The organism is Vibrio sp. Vb0937 (assembly GCF_033338855.1).
The window spans coordinates 1-1,005 of record NZ_JAWOTK010000492.1 but is presented as its reverse complement, the minus strand read 5'-3'; the positions used below and the strand labels follow the sequence as shown (position 1 = coordinate 1,005).

Genomic DNA, 1,005 nt, shown 5'->3' with positions numbered 1-1,005 from the left:
ATCACATATTTATGGCTCAACAGAATAAAAAAACACGAACGACATTGCAGGATGTCGCAGACCAAGTTGGCGTAACGAAGATGACGGTTTCGCGCTATATGCGCAATCCAGAATCGGTGGCTGAGAAGACCCGCGTGAAAATTGCCGCGGTAATCGAGGAGATGGGGTACATCGAAAATCGCGCCCCCGCGATGTTGTCTAAGTCTTCCAGCAAAGCCATCGGCATCTTACTTCCTTCTCTGTCCAACCAAATTTTTGCTTCCTTTGTTCAGGGCATAGAGACGGTCACTAAGGCTAACGGCTACGAAACACTACTGGCACACTTTAGCTACGATGAGTTGGAGGAAGAGCGCAAAATCGCCTCTTTGCTTTCCTACCAAGTGGATGGGTTGATTTTGACTGAAAGTCACCACACTCCACGCACGTTGCAGATGATCAAAAACGCTGGCGTTCCGGTGGTCGAAACCATGGAATTGCCGCCACAACCGATTGATATGGCTGTGGGCTTGGATCATGAAGACGCTTCGTACAACGCGGTGAAACGTATGTTGGACGCTGGTAAACGCACCATTGTTTATTTCGGCGCGCGTTTGGACACGCGTACCAAACTGCGTATGCAAGGTTACGATCGCGCGATGAATGAAGTCGGGCTCGAACCCAAACATGTGTTAACTGGCGTGCACTCCAGTTTCTCCCTTGCGCATGATTTGCTTGAACGCGCACTGGAAACGTACCCAACGCTCGACGGGGTGTTCTGTACCAACGATGACATCGCAATTGGTACTATGCTGAGTGCGCAGCAGCGTGGCATTCAAGTCCCGCAGCAATTAGCGGTGGTGGGTTATAACGCCTTGGATATCGGTCAGACCATCAGTCCGAAGCTGACCAGCGTTGATACGCCTCGTTTCCAAATTGGTGTAAAGAGTGCAGAGCTTTTAATTGCGCGTCTGAAAGGTGAAGCGCAAGAAGAAAAAGTGTTTGATATGGGTTATCAGATCACTTCAG

At 49.8% G+C, this 1,005-nt stretch carries 1 protein-coding gene; it reads left to right on the top strand.

Translation table 11 applies throughout. The features are described 5' to 3' along the window. Window positions 1-11: 11 nt before the first annotated feature. A partial coding sequence (locus R7P67_RS26740) for a substrate-binding domain-containing protein (protein WP_318086576.1) occupies window positions 12-1,005 on the top strand: 994 nt, incomplete at its 3' end.